Origin of the sequence: Chitinophaga agrisoli, from assembly GCF_008386695.1 — a bacterium.
Lineage (GTDB): Bacteria > Bacteroidota > Bacteroidia > Chitinophagales > Chitinophagaceae > Chitinophaga > Chitinophaga agrisoli.
The window spans coordinates 384938-401997 of sequence record NZ_VUOC01000003.1 but is presented as its reverse complement, the minus strand read 5'-3'; the positions used below and the strand labels follow the sequence as shown (position 1 = coordinate 401997).

The 17060-nt window shown below is 47.3% G+C and carries 14 protein-coding genes; 4 read left to right on the top strand and 10 right to left on the bottom strand.

Going from position 1 to position 17060, the window contains the following annotated elements; all coding sequences use genetic code 11:
- Positions 1–32: 32 nt before the first annotated feature.
- Together F0L74_RS17050 and F0L74_RS17045 are read right to left on the bottom strand one after the other, a co-directional pair.
- Positions 33–719, bottom strand: coding sequence for a DedA family protein (locus F0L74_RS17050; protein ID WP_149839104.1), 687 nt, complete (start codon positions 717–719; stop codon positions 33–35).
- A 71-nt stretch (positions 720–790) separates the two neighbouring features.
- Entirely contained in the window at positions 791–2050 is a 1260-nt protein-coding gene (locus F0L74_RS17045) for a dicarboxylate/amino acid:cation symporter (protein ID WP_149839103.1), read from the bottom strand.
- 171 nt (positions 2051–2221) lie between these two features.
- On the opposite strand from F0L74_RS17045, the gene F0L74_RS17040 reads away from it, so the two are divergent.
- Both F0L74_RS17040 and F0L74_RS17035 read left to right on the top strand, forming a co-directional pair.
- Entirely contained in the window at positions 2222–3721 is a 1500-nt protein-coding gene (locus F0L74_RS17040; RefSeq protein WP_149839102.1) for an amino acid permease, read from the top strand.
- A 167-nt stretch (positions 3722–3888) separates the two neighbouring features.
- Positions 3889–4599, top strand: coding sequence for a YebC/PmpR family DNA-binding transcriptional regulator (locus F0L74_RS17035; protein ID WP_149839101.1), 711 nt, complete (start codon positions 3889–3891; stop codon positions 4597–4599).
- A gap of 277 nt (positions 4600–4876) precedes the next feature.
- On the opposite strand, the gene F0L74_RS17030 is transcribed toward F0L74_RS17035, so the two are convergent.
- From F0L74_RS17030 to F0L74_RS17020, 3 genes are all read right to left on the bottom strand, one after another.
- Positions 4877–5590, bottom strand: coding sequence for a response regulator transcription factor (locus F0L74_RS17030; protein ID WP_149839100.1), 714 nt, complete (start codon positions 5588–5590; stop codon positions 4877–4879).
- A 307-nt stretch (positions 5591–5897) separates the two neighbouring features.
- The gene (locus F0L74_RS17025; RefSeq protein ID WP_149839099.1) at positions 5898–6857 is read right to left on the bottom strand and encodes a D-2-hydroxyacid dehydrogenase; all 960 of its coding nucleotides are present in this window, start codon (positions 6855–6857) and stop codon (positions 5898–5900) included.
- 287 nt (positions 6858–7144) lie between these two features.
- A complete protein-coding gene (locus F0L74_RS17020) occupies positions 7145–9544 on the bottom strand; it encodes an alpha-ketoacid dehydrogenase subunit alpha/beta (protein WP_149839098.1) in 2400 nt (799 codons plus the stop codon).
- A 210-nt stretch (positions 9545–9754) separates the two neighbouring features.
- On the opposite strand from F0L74_RS17020, the gene F0L74_RS17015 reads away from it, so the two are divergent.
- Positions 9755–10162, top strand: coding sequence for a DUF1573 domain-containing protein (locus tag F0L74_RS17015; protein ID WP_246197745.1), 408 nt, complete (start codon positions 9755–9757; stop codon positions 10160–10162).
- A 192-nt stretch (positions 10163–10354) separates the two neighbouring features.
- Positions 10355–11584 carry a pyridoxal phosphate-dependent aminotransferase gene (locus F0L74_RS17010; RefSeq protein WP_149839097.1) on the top strand — a complete coding sequence of 410 codons (1230 nt, stop codon included), beginning with the start codon at positions 10355–10357 and terminating at the stop codon, positions 11582–11584.
- 893 nt (positions 11585–12477) lie between these two features.
- Here F0L74_RS17010 and carA read toward each other — a convergent pair.
- The 5 genes from carA to rpsD form a co-directional block, all read right to left on the bottom strand.
- Positions 12478–13587 (bottom strand): glutamine-hydrolyzing carbamoyl-phosphate synthase small subunit, encoded by a 1110-nt coding sequence (gene carA / locus F0L74_RS17005; protein WP_149839096.1) that lies wholly within the window; start codon positions 13585–13587, stop codon positions 12478–12480.
- 157 nt (positions 13588–13744) lie between these two features.
- Positions 13745–14569, bottom strand: a complete 825-nt coding sequence (locus tag F0L74_RS17000; RefSeq protein WP_149839095.1) for a hypothetical protein — start codon at positions 14567–14569, stop codon at positions 13745–13747.
- Positions 14570–14703: 134 nt separating this feature from the next.
- Entirely contained in the window at positions 14704–15192 is a 489-nt protein-coding gene (gene rplQ / locus F0L74_RS16995; protein ID WP_149839094.1) for a 50S ribosomal protein L17, read from the bottom strand.
- A 102-nt stretch (positions 15193–15294) separates the two neighbouring features.
- Positions 15295–16290: a DNA-directed RNA polymerase subunit alpha gene (locus F0L74_RS16990; RefSeq protein ID WP_149839093.1), complete on the bottom strand. Its 996-nt coding sequence runs from the start codon at positions 16288–16290 to the stop codon at positions 15295–15297.
- Positions 16291–16313: 23 nt separating this feature from the next.
- Positions 16314–16919, bottom strand: a complete 606-nt coding sequence (gene rpsD, locus F0L74_RS16985) for a 30S ribosomal protein S4 (RefSeq protein WP_149839092.1) — start codon at positions 16917–16919, stop codon at positions 16314–16316.
- Between the last annotated feature and the right edge of the window lie 141 nt (positions 16920–17060).

Here is a 17060-nt window from a genome sequence, read left to right as displayed (position 1 = left end):
GGTAAGTAAGTTATGCTTGGATAGTTAGTTTTTTATGACAATGTGGAATCCGTAGGCGCTTTGGTGTCTTCATGCACATGCGCCGGATGTTTGGTCTTTCCAAAGAAAAGTTTGATCAGCACCGGCAAGGTAGTGATCAGCACTATCACCAGTATGATCAGCTCCAGGTGCTCCTTCAGTGACGGGAACGCCTTATCCAGGTAGTGACCGGCCAGCATCATGGAAAATACCCAGGCAAAAGAGCCAACAATATTATATAACATGAATTTCTTGCCGTCCATCTGCACAATACCCGCTACTATAGGGGCAAACGTACGCACAATAGGCAGGAAACGCGCCAGGAAGATGGCGCCGCCCCCATGTTTTTCATAGAATTCCTTAGCCTGGTACAGGTACTTCTTCTTAAACAGCAGCGTATCCTTGCGGCTAAACAGCAGCGGTCCCGATTTGCGGCCAAACCAAAAGCCCACCACGTTACCCAGCACACCGGCTACGGCTATCATGAACATGATCAGCGCAAAGGGCACGTTAAAGAAGCTCTCGCTTAAAAGCCCGCCATAAATACCCGCCACAAACAACAGCGAATCCCCCGGCAGGAAAAATCCTACGAAGAGCCCTGTTTCTGCAAAAATGATCAGCAACAATAAATATATACCTCCATGTTCAATGATCCACTGGGGGTTGATGAGATGCTTAAAAAGCTCTGTGATCTGGTCCATGCTACATTTTATGAAATAATTCCAAGAAATCGCTGAGTTGGCAAAATAGCAATTAAACTGTTATCTATTTGTTATACTTCCTGTAAAACCTTCTCTTCCGGGGCCAGGGAGCCCTCCCATTTACATACTACCGCCGTAGCCATGGCATTGCCGATCACGTTGGTGGCGGAACGGCCCATGTCCAGCACATGATCTACCCCCAGTAACAGCAGCAGCCCCGCCTCCGGTATGTGAAACATGGAAAGCGTGCCCGCTATCACCACCAGCGACGCCCTTGGCACGCCGGCAATACCTTTACTGGTGATCATCAGCACCAGCAGCATGGAGATCTGCTGCTCTATACCCAGGTGCATATTATAGGCCTGGGCAATGAACAGGCTGGCAAAGGTCATATACATCATAGAACCATCCAGGTTAAACGAGTAACCCAGCGGCAATACAAAACTCACGATCTTGCTGTCACAGCCAAACTTTTCCAGTTCCTCCATCGTGCGCGGGTAGGCCGCTTCACTCGTAGCTGTGCTAAAAGCCAGCAACAGAGGGGCTTTTAACCGGCCCAGTAACGGAAATACCCGCTTCCCCAGTACCAGCGATCCCGCCAGCGACAACACCACCCACAGGATGATGAGCCCCAGGTAGAACTGGCCGATGAACTTTCCGTAAGTAAGCAAAATTCCTACGCCCTTCTGCGATATGATGGCAGCAATGGCCCCAAACACGGCAAAAGGTGCGAAATTCATCACATACCCCGTCACTTTTAGCATGATATGCGCTACAGCATCCAGCAATTTTAGCACAGGCTCGGCCTTTTCGCCAATAGCAGCCATGGCTACACCAAAGAATAACGCAAATATCACTATCTGTAATATCTCATTATTGGCCATGGCCATAATTACACTGTCCGGGAACACATGGCGGAAAAATCCGCGCAGCGTCATGTCCGCGCCGGAAACTCCGCTGCTCGCATGGGAGTCAGGGATGGGCAGGTTCAGGGAATGGCCCGGCTGCAGGATATTAACCAGGATCAGGCCCAGGAACAGGGAAACAAAAGTAGCGCTGATGAACCATAACATGGTCTTGCCCCCAATACGGCCTACGGATTTGATATCTCCCAGTTTGGCCACGCCTACCACCAGGGTGGAGAACACCAGGGGAGCAATGATCATCTTAACTAACCGCAGAAAGATATCAGTAGGAATAGCGATATTATCAGTAAATTTCTTGATAGCTGCTTCGTCGTTCGCATACAGGTTAAATACAATATAACCCGTTAAGACGCCTAACACCATTCCAAGGAATATGTACAGGGTAAGCCGGTTAGATTTCTTCATGCAATGGTTGTTTTCTGCTGTTTTTATGAAGCTGAAAATTATCAAAAATAAGGTTCCGGGCCAATAATCTCATAAAAATAAAAAGCGTGATTTATTTTTAGATGGTTATATTTGGCGGTCTCATTACAACAAACTAAACCATTTAAACATTCAACCAACAACACTTCTATCATGAGTAGACTCTTTGTAAAAAAGCCACTGGGTCAATTATTATCTGAAGCAGCCGAAACAGAAAAAGGACTAAAAAGAACACTTACCGCCGGATCACTTGTTGCGCTAGGCATTGGCGCTATCATAGGCGCTGGTATCTTCGTGCGCACAGCTGCAGCAGCTGGCGGGCATGCCGGACCTGCAGTAACCCTCTCTTTTATAATAGCCGCTTTTGGTTGCGCCCTGGCGGGTTTATGTTATGCGGAATTTGCCTCCATGATACCTATCGCCGGTAGCGCCTATACGTATTCCTACGCTACGCTGGGCGAGCTTGTTGCCTGGATCATTGGTTGGGACCTGGTGCTGGAATATGCGCTAGGCGCCGCCACTGTAGCCATTGGCTGGTCCCAATACCTGAATAACTTATTAGCTACCGTTTTTCATTTTACCATACCATTTGAATGGTCGCACTCTCCCTTCCAGGTATCTGATGCTGGCGTACATGGTATCATCAACCTGCCTGCCATCTTCATCCTGCTGATGCTTACCTTATTATTGATACGTGGCACACAGGAATCTGCCATGGTAAATACCATTATCGTAATCGTGAAAGTGGCCATCGTATTATTGTTCATTGTGCTGGGCTGGCACTTCATGAATCCGGCCAACCACACGCCTTACATGATCCCTGCAGATGCAGGCGTGGTGCATATGAATGATGGATCTGTAGTAGATTATTCGCAGCCGCGACATCACGGTTGGTTAGGTGTGCTTGCCGGCGCTGGTGTGGTATTCTTCGCTTTCATTGGCTTCGACGCAGTATCTACCGCCGCACAGGAAACCAAGAATCCCAAAAAGGCAATGCCCATTGGTATATTGGTATCCCTGGCCATCTGTACTGTATTATATATCCTGTTCTCTCACGTGCTTACCGGCGTTGCTCCCTATAAGGACTTCCTGAAAGCAGGTAGCGAAGCCTCCGTAGCCTACGCTATAGACACGTATATGCATGGTTATGGCTGGTTATCCCTGCTTATTACCGTTGCTATCCTGGCAGGTTTCTCCTCCGTGATACTGGTAATGTTACTGGGACAGACCCGTGTGTTCTACTCCATGGCCAACGACGGGCTGGTGCCGGCTACATTCGCCAAACTGCATCCTAAATACCGTACGCCCTATAAATCCCAATGGCTGTTCTTTGTGTTCACCGCAATATTTGGCGGTTTCATCCCGGATCACATTGTGGGCAATATGACCAGCATAGGCACCCTATTCGCTTTTGTACTGGTTTGTATTGGCGTGCTGGTAATGCGTAAAAGCAACCCGGAAGTTCCCCGCCCCTTCAAAACACCGTTAGTGCCTGTTGTACCCATATTGGGTGCGCTTGTATGCGGATCAATGATCTTTGGCCTGGGTGAGGAAAACTGGCTCCGTTTAGGAGTATGGCTGCTTGTTGGCTTTATCATCTACTTCGGATACAGTGTTAAGCACAGTAAAGCCCGTAAACTGCAACAACAATAGCATATTGCTGATAGATCATTAAAACCGTCCCGGAAATGCAAATCCGGGGCGGTTTTCTTTTACCACCCATAGTTTTTGGGATAAAGTGCATATTTTTGCGTCTCATTTTTGGGCTATTGTAGGTTTATCGGAAGCATAAACCCCGAGCCAACAAATTTTAAAGCATCATGGGAAGAATATTTGAAGTAAGAAAACACACTATGTTTGCCCGTTGGGACCGGATGGCCAAACAATTTACCAGGATTGGTAAGGAAATAGCCATAGCTGTTAAACTAGGTGGTCCTGACCCGGATAATAACCCCGCCCTGCGCCGCTGTTTTGCCAACGCCAAAGGCGTAAACATGCCTAAGGACCGTGTGGAAGCCGCGATCAAACGCGCTATGGGTAAGGATAAAACTGATTATGAGGAAGTTGTATACGAAGGTTACGCCCCCCATGGTGTTGCCGTAATGGTAGAAACCGCCACGGATAATCCCACCCGTACCGTAGCCAATGTGCGCATGCACTTCAACAAAGAAGGCGGTAGCCTGGGTACCAGCGGCTCCGTAGGCTTTTTATTCAACCGTATGGGCGTATTCAAGATCAAAAACGAAGGTCAGAACCTGGAAGAGCTGGAACTGGAGCTTATTGATGCCGGTCTCGAAGAGATAGGGGAAGACAGCGAGAATAATATCATACTCCGCACGCCTTTTACCGAATTTGGTAATATGGCCAAAGCGCTGGAAGAAAAAGGTATTACGCCCATCAGCGCAGAGCTGCAGCGTATCCCCAGCACCACCGTGGAACTGAATGAGGAGCAGGCAAAAGAGGTGCTGGAACTGATCGACCGCCTGGAGCAGGATGATGATGTGCAACAGGTATTCCATAACCTGCGCTAGGGAACCGGAGCGGGATGATGATTTATAGAAGGTATTCCGCAACCTGCGTCAGGTAAATCGACTTATATTATCGATCTACCGCCCCTGAAACAGCAAACAAATCCACAAGCAGGTATAAAAAGCAAGAGCGCCGTTATACACATGTATAACGGCGCTCTTGCTTTTATGTAGTATCTATGTCTTAGCCAGGTTAGTGACCAGCCGCAGGGCCCTTTCAGGGATATTCCTGCTTTTTGACTGTCTCCGTTCCAGGCGAAAATCTTTTCAAAGATGGCATTTATGCATCCGCCAGGCAGGCCCTTGGATCTGTAACCAGCCGTAAGCCCTTTCCATGGAAAGTCTCCAGCTTTACTTCCGGATCCAGGCGGAAATGTTTTCTCAAACGGGTCAGGTATACATCCATCGTACGTCCTGCAAAAAAGTCGTCGCTGCCCCAAACACTCAGCAGGATGTTCTCCCGCTTCAAACGGCGATTGGGATTCTCGCAAAGGAACTTCAACAACTCGGCCTCTTTAGGCGGTAGATTTACGGTAGTGTTGGTAGGTTCATGGTAGATCTTCAACTCCGTGTAGTTGAACTCCAGGGAGGCCAGCTGATAGGAGATCACCTTACGGCTCTGCAACAGGCGGCTCCTTTTCAGGAAAACGTCTATACGGTATTGCAGCTCCTCAATGTTAAAGGGCTTAACCATATAGTCATCACCACCGGCCTGGAAGCCATTAAGGCGGTCTTGCTCCATATAACGGGAGGAAGTAAAGATAATAGGCACATTACCATCCCGGCTGCGTATCTCCCTGGCCAGGGTAAATCCGTCTTTTCCGGGCATAATGATATCCAGTAAACAGATGTCAAAGGCGCGCTCCTGGAACATACTCCATGCCTCATCGCCATCCAGGCAATGTACCACATTGTAGCCTTCCTTTTCGAGGTGCCGCTTAATTACCTTTGCAAAAAAATGATCATCTTCTACCAGTAGAATTCCTGCTTTCATACAGGTGGATTTTTGATAAAAGTCTAGGGTACCAGATTAATAATTACTATACTTAGTGTCTCTATACAAACAACCACTATCGTGGGGTGTAATCTTTTCCAATTTAGCTAATAATTGCTAAATGATGAAAAAACAAAGCATGTTTTTCTTGGTAAAATTTAGCCATTTCATTCATTATTTATATAGATAATAAATCAGATTCAATACTGATTAACAAATAGCTTCTGAATAAATATGAATAATCGCTATGTTATTAGGAGTCCTAATTTAATATTGTAATTATATACGGCCGGACTGCTAAAAACGATCATCCATTTAGCACATTTTGCGGTTTTCCTTCCAGATAAGCCTTCACATTCTCTACCGCCGTATGCAGTAACCTGCTCCGTGCCTCCCAGGTTGCCCAGGCAATATGAGGGGTAATAATGCAATTACGGGCCTGGATCAACGGGTGGTCCGCAGCAGGTGGCTCCTTAGACAGCACATCCAGCCCGGCGCCGGCTATTACGCCGCTGTTTAGCACATCTGCCAGGTCCTGCTCATTGATCAATGGCCCACGGCTGGTGTTTATCAGGAAAGCGCCTGGTTTCATGGTATGCAGCAAAGCCTTGTTCACAAAACCCCGGTTTTGCTCATTCAGCGGGCAATGCAGCGTGATAATATCTGCTTCCGTAAAACAGGTTGCCATATCAACAAACGTTACGCCGGGCATTTTATCCCGCTCCGGGTGCTTATGATGCGCAATGACCCGCATATCAAAAGCCAGGGCTATACGCGCTACTGCCTGCCCTATAGCGCCCAGCCCCACTATACCCAATACCTTGCCGCTTAGCTCATGCAGCGGCGCCTTCCGGTAACTGAAATCAACGCTTTGGCTCCAGTCGCCGGCGCGTACGCTGTTAGCATGCAGGCCCGTGTGGTTGCATAATTCCAGTATAAGGGCAAAAGTTTGCTGTGCTACAGAGGCAGTGCCATAGGCCGGCACATTCGTCACCTTTATCTTCCGGGCGGTGGCGGCAGGTATATCCACTACGTTATAACCGGTGGCCATTACGCCTATATACTCCAATCGTGGTAGTTGTTCAATGGCGGCGGCGCTTACGATGGCTTTATTGGTGAGTATAATATCCGCTTCCCGGGCCCTTCCTGCTACTTCTGCCTCCGCGGTGCGGTCATAAACCGTTACGTTACCCAAAGCCTGCAATTGTTCCCAGCCAAGATCGCCCGGGTTTAAGGCATATCCATCCAATACGACAATGTTTTTCATCCGTTGTGTCTTATTTAATATCCTGTTTATAAATACTTTACAATATAATTGGTTTCCGGCTGTTTTTTTTGGCACGATTATACGCCTTCAAAAGGCAGGGAGCAGGCTTTCCGGCGATTGAAATTATAGTTAAATCACACGGCCATGGCATACCAGTATGGATAGAATTTATAATATTTGTAAATATACTGCTTGCCATCTGCCGAAGCCTACAACTGTTACACTAAAGAAACGTCCCGTGCGGTGCTACCGACACGGGACGTAATTTTTTATACCTATTGCTTTCGCTATTCTTCCATCATCGCCATCACCACCTTCACTACATCTTCCGTATTAGGTTTGGAGAAATAATCACCGTCTGACCCATAAGCCGGGCGATGCGCCTGTGCACTTAATGTACGCGGCGCCACATCCAGGAAGCGGTAACCGCCCTGTAATTCCATTACCTGCTGGTACATGTAGGCAGTACCGCCGCCAGGTACATCCTCATCTACAAACAGAATACGGTTGGTCTTCTTCAAAGATTCCACAATGCTGTGGTTGATATCAAAAGGCAGTAAGGTCTGCACATCTATCACCTCGCAGGAAATACCCAGTTCTTCGAGCGTATGCGCTGCTTCTTCTACAATACGCAGCGTAGAGCCGTAGGACACCAGGGTAATATCGGTACCTGCACGCACCACTTCCGGCACGCCCAGCGGTACGGTAAATGAGGTCAGGTTTTCCGGCAGATGTTCCTTTAACCGGTAACCATTCAGCGACTCTATCACCAGCGCGGGCTCATTGGCCTGCAACAGGGTGTTATACATGCCTGCTGCCTGCACCATGTTCCGCGGCACGCATACATGCATACCACGCAGGCTGTGAATGATCATACCCATGGGGGAACCGGAATGCCAGATGCCTTCCAGCCGGTGGCCGCGCGTACGCACGATCAGCGGACAGGCTTGCATACCCTTGGTACGGTATTGCAGGCTGGCTACGTCGTCGCTTAACGGCTGCAGGCCGTACAGCATATAATCCACATACTGGATCTCTGCAATAGGCTTCAGACCGCGCAGGGCCATGCCTATGGCCTGTCCCATAATGGTCAGCTCGCGTATGCCGGTATCGAATATGCGTTGTTTACCATGCTTTTGCTGTAAACCTGCAAAACCCTGGTTTACGTCCCCGATCTTACCTACATCCTCGCCAAAGGCAAATACCTTGGAATTCTCGGCAAACAGCTGGTCAAAATATTTGTTGAGTACTTCGTATCCATTTACGGTCGGTGTTTCTGCAGCATAAGTAGCGGCAACTACCGGCACATTATGTACAGAATTGGGGCCGGTGGCGTACAGGTAGGAATTATAGGTATCCTTTTCCTGTGCCAGCTGTTGATCATAATACTGCTGTAAAGCCTGCAATCCGGCGCTCTGTACAGCTTTATGCCTGAACAGGATGTTGGTGGCCGCCTTTAATATATCCCTGCGCAGCGGCTCACGGTTAGCCTGCAGCTCCTGTATATTATGGCTAACCAGGGTGGCATCTGCCACACCCTCATCCAAAAGGGCTTTGCCATGGGCAACCATGGTCTGCACCTGTTGTTTGATAGGGGTGATATATTTCTCCCAGGCATTTTTCCTTGATTCATGGGCCAGCGCTTTGGCACGGGCTTCTATCTCCTGCAAAGTGCCCTCGTCAGATAACGCATTTTCCAGTATCCACTCCCGCATCTTATGATTACAATCATAGTCTTTCTCCCAGGCCAGGCGGTCCTTGCTCTTGTAACGTTCATGTGATCCGCTGGTGGAGTGGCCCTGCGGCTGCGTGATCTCTTCTACATGGAACAGCGCGGGGATATGTGTCTCACGCACCTTGCGCAAACCATTCTCAAACACCTCGCACATACCGGCATAATCCCAGCCCTTCACATTATATATATCAAAACCGTTCGTGTCTTCCTGTTTACGGAAGCCTTCCATCACGGTACTGATGGAGCCTTTGGTGGTCTGGTATTTCCGCGGTACCGAAATGCCATAGCCATCATCCCATACAAATACCGCCAGCGGCACCTGTAATACGCCTGCGGCATTCATGGTTTCCCAGAAATGTCCTTCAGACGTTGAGGCGTCTCCGATAGTGGCAAAACATATTTCGTTCCCGTTTTGGGACAGGTGGGAGAATTCTTTCAGCACCTCTACCTCGCGGAACAGTTTAGAGGCAAAGGCCAGGCCCAGTGCGCGCGGCATTTGCGCGGCCGTGGGGGCCATATCTGCGGCGGTATTCTTGGTTTGGGTCAGGTCGCGCCAGTTGCCGTCGGCTGTTACATTGGGCGTGGCAAAATGCGCGTTCATCTGTCGTCCGGCGGAAAATGGCTCATTCGCCGGGTCCGGATCTGCATACAGTTGAGAAAAGAATTGCTCTATGGTAGCAATGCCACTGGCAAACGCAAAGGTCTGGTCGCGGTAGTAACCGGAACGGAAATCGCCTGGCAGGAAATACTTGGCCATTGCTACCTGTGCAACCTCCTTACCATCTCCGAAAATCCCGAATTTGGCTTTTCCCGTCAGTACTTCTTTACGGGCCAGCAAGCTAACTTCCCTGCTTTCGCAAGCCAACCGGTAGTCATTTAATACTTCCTTACGGAACTCTTCAAAAGATAACCGGCTGTCCATGTTCATAGTCAGTTCATTATTTTCTATCATGCCTGTTGGTTAAAGTGCAAAAGTAAGGTTAATTTGTACAGTTGAAAAATAGTTGCTAACCTACTGAAAATGCCGCTCTTAAATTAAAATGATTTTTTTAAGAAGATTTTAATAATTTGCTGAGAGTTGAACAATTTTTGGCCGTAATTTTGTTATTGATTTAAGCGAAATTCATTTTTTAACCAGAAACCGTTTAAAACCAAACTATACATGATGAAAAAGTTTATCTTATCCCTATTTGCGAGCATGCTGTTGACTACAGCTATTTTTGCCCAGGCTCAAAATGGTTCCGGAACGGGAAACCCAGTGGACGCTAAGGTGAAATTCACCAAGGAATCAATTGACTTTGGTAAAACCCAGCTCAACAAACCCGTAACTGTTGATTTTGAGTTTACTAACAACGCAAAAGAACCCATCCTGGTGGAAGCTGCCCGCGCTAGCTGCGGTTGCACTACCCCCAACTGGACTAAAGAGCCCATCTTACCTGGTAAAAAAGGTAAAGTGACCGCTACTTACAGTGCAAATGGCGTAGGTCAGCAGAGCAAAACAATCTGGGTAAAGTTCAAAGGCATCGACCAGGACAAAGAACTGCACCTGACTGGAACGGTAGAACAGTAGAAACTAATTACTGATGTTCCGGTAGGCGCATACGCATAGCGTTAAGCGTACCCGGGACATATATCCAACCAACAGAACCTTACAGTTTTAAAAGCTGTAAGGTTTTTTTATTGCCTGCCGCTTATCCCCCGGCCCCTCTCTCAGCATATCAACTCATTAGCCTACATTTGCATTCGCAAAACCATCCAAACAATGCCTGACATTAGCCAGAGAGGGCAACAGATGCCGCCCTCCCCTATCAGAAAATTAGTGCCGTATGCAGAAGCCGCCAAGAAAAAAGGCGTGAAGGTCTACCACCTGAATATTGGCCAACCGGACATAGAAACACCAAAACCTATTTTGGACGCGGTACGCCATTCAGAATTTAAAGTGCTGGAATACAGCCACAGTGCGGGCAACGAAAGTTACCGCCGTAAGCTGGTAACCTACTACGAACGGTTTGATATCCAGGTAAACCACCAGCAGATCATCGTTACCACAGGCGGTTCAGAAGCCATACTGTTCTCCTTTATGGCCTGCCTGGATGCGGGCGATGAAGTAATTGTACCGGAGCCCTTCTACGCCAATTACAACGGTTTTGCCGTAGAGGCGGGCGTTAGCATCCGTACTATCACCGCAGATATCGAAACCGGGTTCGCATTGCCCGCCATGCAGGCGTTTGAGCAGGCAATTACGCCCCGTACCAAAGCAATCCTGATCTGTAACCCTAATAACCCTACCGGCTACCTGTACAGCCAGGAAGAGCTGGAGGTGCTAAAGCAATTATGCCTGAAGTATAACCTTTACCTTTTCTCTGACGAGGCCTACCGGGAGTTCTGCTATACCGGCACACACTTCTCCGCCATGAACCTGGAGGGAATGGATAACCATGTAATAATAATGGATACCATTTCTAAGCGTTACAGCGCTTGTGGCGGCCGCATTGGCGCCCTGGTAACCAAAAACCAGCAGGTATTGGATGCTGTAATGAAATTTGCACAGGCCAGGTTAAGCCCTCCCTCCTTTGCCCAGATAGCTGGCGAAGCAGCTGTGGACCTGCCGGCAGATTATTTTGACGGTATCAAGGCTGAATACCTGGCCCGCCGCGATGTGCTGGTAGAAAAGCTGAATAATATACCGGGCGTATTCTGTCCTAATCCAGGCGGCGCTTTTTACGCAATGGCCCGCTTACCTATTGATGATGCAGACAAATTCTGCCAATGGCTGCTGGATTCTTTCTCCCATGAGCAACAAACTGTAATGATGGCGCCGGGTACCGGTTTTTATGCCACCGCCGGCCTGGGTAAACAGGAAGTTCGTATGGCTTACGTACTAAATAAAGAAGATATCGCTAAAGCCATGATATGCCTCGAAAAAGCGCTGGAGATCTACCCCGGTCGTACAGTTGCATCAGCCGCGCACGCTAAGGAAAGCAGCCGGTAATACGCTGCCAGCGCCGCCGTTCATAATATAATAACATGAGTTACAACACAAAATACCCGATCTTTGCACCTGTAAAATAACCGGTTACAAGGATCGGGTTTATATTACGAAAAGATACATATTTCCGCCTTTTTTATTTGGCCCTAAAGCAAGAGTGAACAGAAATATGTTAACCGCAACATAATTATTTGATTTACAGCAACAAAGAACTAGTTCCAGGATTTTGGGAGGTTAATTATTTTGCTTTACACATATATTAAAATTAATTCTATATATCTATTTTAGTGCATAAAGCCAAAAAAACTTGACTAAATACTTTTTTAAATCAATTTTCATCGTATCTTTGTTATCGAAATAGCGAGAGATCAGAGAAAAGGTGAAGCGATAAACAAAAGCTCCGGATGTTGGAAAAGCGAACACTCCGATTTGTTTAAGAAAAATTTAACTAATAGAATTTTTACAAACGTTTATTTGGTCCGACCTTTGCATCGTTATCGTGAAAGTGAGACTTCTAGTGGTTAGTGAAGAGAATTATCAGCGATGTGTAAAAAGTCGAAAATTAACTAAAACGTTTTAGCAAAATATCGTATTTTTGTATCAGTTTTTCATAACGTGGAATTTATAAAGGCAAACGGCTCTGTTCACAGAGCCGTATTTTTTTGTCCTAACCCCTCATTTTAGTCCATTTATCGGCCAGAAATGCCGCTTCATCACTTGTAATCACCTGTAATTAAATTTTTTTCTCATTTTTGTTCCTCATGAAACGGCGATGTGCCTGTCCCATTTTCTGTGGGACGTAAACCCATCTGCTTGTTTTCATAACGTGGAATTAAAACAACGGTCCCGAATCATCGGGACCGTTCTGGTTATAATAGTCTTATGTATATGTATAATTACATGTACTCTCCTATCATCTTGAAGAAATCGTCAAAGAGATAACGGGAGTCATATGGACCGGGTGTGGACTCCGGATGGTACTGCACAGAAAACGCCGGCTTGTTCTTCACACGGATCCCTTCTATAGAGCCATCATTCAGGTTCACATGCGTTACCTCTACATTTTCATTAGCGGCAATCGCTTTGGGATCTACCGCAAAACCATGGTTCTGGGTGGTGATCTCACAACGGCCCGTAGCCAGGTTCTTTACCGGGTGGTTTAACCCACGGTGACCATGGTGCATTTTATAGGTAGGAATGTCATTAGCCATAGCCAATAACTGGTGGCCAAGACAGATACCGAACAACGGCCTGTTTGCTGCTAGTACTTTTTTAACCGTATCTACCGCATAGGTCAGCGGCGCGGGGTCGCCAGGACCATTGGATATAAAATAAGCATGCGGTTTAAACTGTTCGCACTCCTCAAAAGTAGTGGCAGTCGGAAACACCTGCAGGTATGCGCCTTTCTCAGACAAACATTTCAACATATTCCGCTTTACGCCGTTATCCAGCACGGCTATACGGATATTAGCGGCGGGATCGCCAATGTTATAAGCTTCTTTTGTGGATACCTCTGCGCACAAGGCTAATCCTTCCATGGAAGGCACCTTGGCCAATTGCACCTTCAGCTGTTCCACATCCAGGATCTCAGAAGAAATGATGCAGTTCATTGCCCCTTTGCTGCGTATATGCGATACCAGCGCACGGGTGTCTACATCATGTATAGCCACCAGGTTATTATCCCCCAGGAATTTTTCCAGGGAAGCGTCCGCCATCTTACGGGAGTAGTTGTGCGCTATATTCTTACAGATCAGCGCACTGATCTTTACACTGCTACTCTCCACATCGTCCTGCTTGGTACCGTAGTTACCCACGTAGCAGTTATTCATGATGAGGACCTGACCCTTATAGGAAGGATCAGTAAATACTTCCTGGTACCCCGTCATACCGGTATTGAAGCAAAGCTCCCCGGCGGCAGTACCAATCTTACCAAAAGCTTTTCCATGATAAACCGTGCCGTCGTCTAACAACAATATGGCAGGTTGGCTGGGTTTTGTGTGAGGCATTGTTCTTTACTGACTCTTTTTAAAAAATCGTGCAAAATTAGCGAATAACAGCTAATAATTAAAGATTAAATAATTAAGGATGCAGATTCCCGGCATTTTAACCAATATTCCTGCATCCTTAATAAATATTTACTATTTCTTACTAACTATTCTTCAATTATTTCACCTTCACAGAGTTAAATACCCGTTTGGCGATCTCCTGGCCATTGGTATCATCTGCCCGGTAGCGGATACTCACCAGCCAGCGGTTTTGGCCCCGCACCATTACCAGGTTATAAAAAGAGAGCCGCACGGCATTTTTAAATAAATAGGTGCCTTCCTGCATCACCCCTTGTATGTTTGTTTGAGGTAAAGGGTGGGATTCTATTTGCATATCGGATACGCCGGGCTCGGTTTGCATGGTCCTGGTCGTCATGGTAGCAGCATCGTCCAGGTTATTGGAGGCCGTTTCCCGGTAGCTGAACATATCCACGGTTATTTGCATACCGGCGTCATCACGGTTGCGGTAGCTTTTGGCATATTCCACCATATTGGCCAGGTCCGGGTTCAGGGCCTTATCATTCACGCCCATATGTACCGGTGTGCTTATTTCTATGGCCTGCCGGCCGATAGTAACGGTCTCCCAGGAGGTATACAGCCAGGATTTGGCCACTTTCGGGTATACCCACCCCAATACCGCCTGTTTGCCAAAATAGGTGCCTGCTACCGCCACCAATGCGCATACGAGCACAATGGCCAGCATAATGCCCCGGCGCCCTGCAGGCCACAGGTATTGCTGCATCCAGTTGGGTTTGGCAGGCGTTTCGTCTTCTATGTAAATGGATACTTCCTGTTGGTAAGTATGGAAATCCCCTTCCGGGTACTTCTGTTTCCAATCCGCAAATGTGTAGGGCAGTTTCTTACCACATTGTTCGCAAAAGGTAAGGAATTCGGATCTTAAGACATTATAATGTCCGCAGGGCTGACATTGCAGGTAATTCATAGGACAGGGTATTAGGAATTCAGGGCGCTATATTACAAAAAACTACAATCTAATTCAAGCCTGCCAGCCGTATGTGCATAAAAAAAGAGCAAGGTATACACCTTGCCCTTTCTATGATTTCAAGCAATTGATTACTACTCAGCTGCTTTCTCTTCTTTCTTGTCAGCTGCCGGAGCTTCTTCAGCGCCTTCTGCTTTTTTCTTACTACCACCAGCACGACGGGTCCTCTTAGCGGGAGCCTTTTCTGTGGTTTTGCCATAGATCTCGTTAAAGTCAACCAGTTCGATCAGCGCAGTTTCAGCGTTATCGCCCACACGTTTACCCAGCTTAATGATACGGGTGTAACCGCCGGGACGGGTAGCGATCTTTTCGCTGATCACGCCAAACAATTCCTTGATGGCTTCTTTATCCTGCAGGTATCCGAAGATGATCCTGCGGTTGTGAGTGCTGTCGGCTTTAGCCCTGGTCAGCAGCGGCTCTACGTATACACGCAGGGATTTTGCTTTAGCAAGGGTGGTAGTGATACGCTTGTGGGCGATCAGTTCGCAAGCCAGATTGGACATGAGGCTTTTGCGGTGAGCAGCAGTTCTGCTCAGCTTGTTCAATTTTACTCCGTGACGCATGACGTTTTGTTTTTGATTCCCCTATACCGTGTCAGGAATTACAGGGTACTTGTTATAAAATGAATAATGGATGACCCGTAATGGATCATCCGTTATTACTGATTATTCTTCTTCCAGTTTCAGTTTGGACAGGTCCATACCAAAATGCAGGCCCCTTTCGTTCAGCACTTGCTCAATCTCGCTCAGGGATTTCTGACCAAAGTTCCTGAATTTCATCAGTTCTTCCTGCTCATACTGTACCAGCTCGCTCAGGGAGTTGATCTTAGCAGCTTTTAAGCAGTTGAACGCACGTACGCTCAGGTCCAGGTCTTCCAGCGGCGTTTTCAGGATCTTACGCAGCTGCAGGGTCTGTTCGTCCACTACATCTTCTTTCTCAGTATCCTTAGTATCAAAGCTGATGTTTTCATCAGTTATGATCATCAGGTGCTGGATCAGGATGCGGGAGGCCTGTTTTACAGCTTCTTCCGGGTGGATGGTACCATCGGTAGCCAGTTCCATGATCAACTTCTCATAGTCGGTCTTTTGTTCCACACGGGTATTTTCGATGCTGTACTTTACATTTTTGATGGGGGTAAAGATAGAGTCGATGGCTATATAGCCAAAAACGGCATCCTTAGGCTTGTTTTCTTCTGCCGGCACATAACCACGGCCTTTGCCGATAGTTAACTCAATATCCAGTTTGGCGGAAGGATCCAGCGTACAGATCAGCAGCTCGGGATTCATGATCTGGAAAGCGCTGGTGGCTTTTTCGATCATATCAGCCCGGAACTCGGTCTTACCTTTGATGGAGATCTGGATCTTTTCGTTATTCACTTCATTTTCCACGATCTTCTTAAAACGTACCTGCTTCAGGTTGAGGATGATCTCGGTAACGTCTTCGGTAACACCTTTGAGGGTGGCAAACTCGTGGTCTGCACCTTCTATCTTTATTCCCACAATGGCATAGCCCTCTAACGATGACAACAGCACGCGACGCAGCGCATTACCGATGGTCACACCGTAACCTGGTTCTAACGGCCGGAATTCGAATTGAGCTTCAAAGTCGGTTGACTTCTGCAAAACGATCTTATCAGGCTTTTGAAAATTAAGAATTGCCATTGAGATATGAAGTTTAGTTGTTATTATTTAGAGTACAATTCCACTATCAGTTGTTCCTTGATATTCTCAGGAACGCTCTCTCTTTCCGGATAGGCGATGAAAGTACCTCTGTTTTCCTTTTCGTTCCAATCCAGCCAGCTGAATTTGGGGTTCTTACCACGGATAACGCTGGTTAAAGCGGTATTGCCGGCAGTTTTGGGTTTCAGACCGATGCTGTCACCGGGCTTCAGCTGATAGGAAGGGATATTTACTACTTCGCCGTTAACAGTGATGTGTTTGTGGGACACCAGCTGACGGGCAGCCGGGCGGGAAGGAGCGATACCCAGACGGAATACGGTGTTGTCAAGACGTGCTTCCAGCAGTTTGATCAATACTTCACCGGTTACACCTTTACGGCGGTTAGCCTCTTCGAACAGGTTAGCAAACTGGCGCTCGAGTACACCATAAGTGTATTTTGCTTTTTGCTTTTCACGCAGCTGCAGTGCGTATTCACCCAGCTGTTTACGTTTGCGGGTTGCGCCATGCTGACCGGGAGGGTTGCTGTTCTTACCTAAATACTTGCCATTACCTAAAATGGGTTCGCCAAAAATCCTGGAGATCTTGGTCTTTGGTCCTGTGTACCTTGCCATGTTGTTATTTGTTAGATTTTTTAGTTACGATGTATGATCTTCAAAAAATCTTAAACCTGATCATACACCCAATGTCATTAAAAGTATACATTCCAAACTCCAAATTCCAGATACCGTAACCGGAATCTGGAACCTGGAATT

What these genes read in the sequence shown, in the direction of transcription:
- F0L74_RS17045 (WP_149839103.1), bottom strand. Translation starts at nt 2,050, where the DNA reads ATGAAGAAATCTAACCGGCTTACCCTGTACATATTCCTTGGAATGGTG.
- F0L74_RS17035 (WP_149839101.1), top strand. Translation starts at nt 3,889, where the DNA reads ATGGGAAGAATATTTGAAGTAAGAAAACACACTATGTTTGCCCGTTGG.
- F0L74_RS17010 (WP_149839097.1), top strand. Translation starts at nt 10,355, where the DNA reads ATGCCTGACATTAGCCAGAGAGGGCAACAGATGCCGCCCTCCCCTATC.
- F0L74_RS17025 (WP_149839099.1), bottom strand. Translation starts at nt 6,857, where the DNA reads ATGAAAAACATTGTCGTATTGGATGGATATGCCTTAAACCCGGGCGAT.
- rpsD (WP_149839092.1), bottom strand. Translation starts at nt 16,919, where the DNA reads ATGGCAAGGTACACAGGACCAAAGACCAAGATCTCCAGGATTTTTGGC.
- carA (WP_149839096.1), bottom strand. Translation starts at nt 13,587, where the DNA reads ATGCCTCACACAAAACCCAGCCAACCTGCCATATTGTTGTTAGACGAC.
- F0L74_RS17000 (WP_149839095.1), bottom strand. Translation starts at nt 14,569, where the DNA reads ATGAATTACCTGCAATGTCAGCCCTGCGGACATTATAATGTCTTAAGA.
- F0L74_RS17015 (WP_246197745.1), top strand. Translation starts at nt 9,755, where the DNA reads ATGATGAAAAAGTTTATCTTATCCCTATTTGCGAGCATGCTGTTGACT.
- F0L74_RS16990 (WP_149839093.1), bottom strand. Translation starts at nt 16,290, where the DNA reads ATGGCAATTCTTAATTTTCAAAAGCCTGATAAGATCGTTTTGCAGAAG.
- F0L74_RS17050 (WP_149839104.1), bottom strand. Translation starts at nt 719, where the DNA reads ATGGACCAGATCACAGAGCTTTTTAAGCATCTCATCAACCCCCAGTGG.
- rplQ (WP_149839094.1), bottom strand. Translation starts at nt 15,192, where the DNA reads ATGCGTCACGGAGTAAAATTGAACAAGCTGAGCAGAACTGCTGCTCAC.
- F0L74_RS17020 (WP_149839098.1), bottom strand. Translation starts at nt 9,544, where the DNA reads ATGATAGAAAATAATGAACTGACTATGAACATGGACAGCCGGTTATCT.
- F0L74_RS17040 (WP_149839102.1), top strand. Translation starts at nt 2,222, where the DNA reads ATGAGTAGACTCTTTGTAAAAAAGCCACTGGGTCAATTATTATCTGAA.
- F0L74_RS17030 (WP_149839100.1), bottom strand. Translation starts at nt 5,590, where the DNA reads ATGAAAGCAGGAATTCTACTGGTAGAAGATGATCATTTTTTTGCAAAG.